The sequence below is a fragment of the Symbiopectobacterium sp. genome, assembly GCF_051710365.1.
GTDB lineage: Bacteria > Pseudomonadota > Gammaproteobacteria > Enterobacterales > Enterobacteriaceae > Symbiopectobacterium.
Genome location: NZ_JBPETA010000328.1, coordinates 1 through 1,878 on the forward strand (window position 1 = coordinate 1; position 1,878 = coordinate 1,878).

Here is a 1,878-nt window from a genome sequence, read left to right on the forward strand (position 1 = left end):
AGAAGGCTTATCGATATCCTCGAGCAGCAACGCAAACCTCTACGACCTGCCCCAGCACCTTAATCAAGACTGTTACAGCCTGAAATCACCTGCATCACTGCACACCCTGTCTGCAACCTTCACTGTACCGTTTCTGAGATTCACAAATTCCCCCACCCGCTCGCCGTCATGACGAACAGCGCAGCGGCCTGATTTTAGCAGAGGTCAATTATGGCATACATCACCTTATCCGAGTGGAACCGGCGGCAACCCCGTCCGCGTTGTATGGAAACCGTCAGGCGATTGGTCAGGAACGGAATGATTTTTCCCGCACCGATACGAGATGGGCGCGAGTATCTGGTTGAGGAAAACGCCTGCAAGCTTACCCAGAATAAAAATCTTAGCTCATCAGGTTACCTTCATCCCGCCCTGTTATCGAGGATAAGACATGGCACGCCGGAGAAGTCATAAGAACCGCGACTTGCCGCCAAACCTGCAACCCCGTAATGGCGGCTATTTTTGCTACCGTGACCCGCGCACCGGAAAAGAGTATGGCCTGGGCCGCCATCGACAGGAGGCCATTACGCAAGCCATCGCAGCCAATATGGCGATTTATGGCTCATCAAAACAATCACCACTCGTTGACCGCATCAACGGAACGCAGACGACGACCGTTAGTCAATGGTCTGAACGTTATCTGACGATACTCGGAGGCCGGAAACTCAAGCCGACAACGATGAACACGTACAATAAATACCTGAAAGCAGTTAACGCCCATTTAGGCGAGTTTGCTATTCAGAAAGTAGAAACCAAAGAGATCGCCTCGTTCCTTAATCAGTGGGTAAACGCAGGAAAAGTCACCATGGCAAACCGCATCAGAGCATTGCTACTTGACTTGTTTCGTGAGGCCATTGCAGAGGGGCTACTCAAAAGCAATCCAGTCGAGGTTACGCGTAATCAGCGGGTGGACATTCAGAGGGAGCGTATAACGCTGGATGAGTGGAAGCTCATACGCAAGGCTGCGGATTCATTACCCGCATGGGTTGGACCCTGTCTTGATCTTGCCCTGGTGACCGGCCAACGTTTGGGCGATATACGGGCGCTACGCTGGGAGGATTTCAAAGACGGACGCCTTTACATCAAGCAGGCGAAAACAGGCATGGTGCTTGCCTTCTCCGAGACAATCCGCATCGACTGCCTCAATTTATGCCTTTCCGATGTACTGAACCAGTTCAGTGGATTAAACAACGGGGTAACGCATATCGTCGCAGACGCTAAACACCAGCAATTTGCCGCAAAAACGGTATCTACCGCTTTTTTGAAGGCGCGTCGTATATCAGGATTAATCTGGGAACGTAACCCTCCCTCATTTTATGAAATCAGAAGTTTGTCAGCGCGACTTTACACCGATGAGAAAGGGAAGGATTATGCGCAAAAATTGCTAGGACATAAGTCCTCAGAGATGACCGATAAGTATCGCGATGTAAGAGGGGCAGAGTGGGCTGAGATTGAATAATTTCGACTGAATTTCGAGTAATTTCGATCGATTGCTTGTAACCATTTGAATAAAAAGGACTATATTTTAATGCTGCTGTTGGACTGACACCGGAGGCCTAAATTGATAAAATATTAATTATCATATAATTACACCAGATTGGCGCTCAAAAGATAGGCGACAAAACACAACAAAGCACGACAATACACAACGTTTTTATCAATAATTTACAGCTCATTTCGACCTGCCGACTCCCTTCCTTAGGCGTGACAAATCACATTCACACCGCATTTTTACGCCATAACACGGCACATTACGTCACAAATCTGTACAGTGCGGCACGTGGGCGGCACAAGACAACCCCATCAGTTTAAAAATCGAGTCAACGAAACCCTGTAACGCCC

Annotated in this window: 2 protein-coding genes; both read left to right on the forward strand. The window is 48.7% G+C overall.

Translation table 11 applies throughout. The features are described from left to right. The first annotated feature begins 264 nt into the window (after nucleotides 1-264). Entirely contained in the window at nucleotides 265-450 is a 186-nt protein-coding gene (locus tag ACTBDZ_RS17405) for an excisionase (RefSeq protein ID WP_438816222.1), read from the forward strand. Further along, nucleotides 428-1,495: a phage integrase Arm DNA-binding domain-containing protein gene (locus ACTBDZ_RS17410; protein ID WP_438816221.1), complete on the forward strand. Its 1,068-nt coding sequence runs from the start codon at nucleotides 428-430 to the stop codon at nucleotides 1,493-1,495. The genes ACTBDZ_RS17405 and ACTBDZ_RS17410 overlap by 23 nt, the downstream gene beginning before the upstream one ends. Nucleotides 1,496-1,878 lie beyond the last annotated feature (383 nt).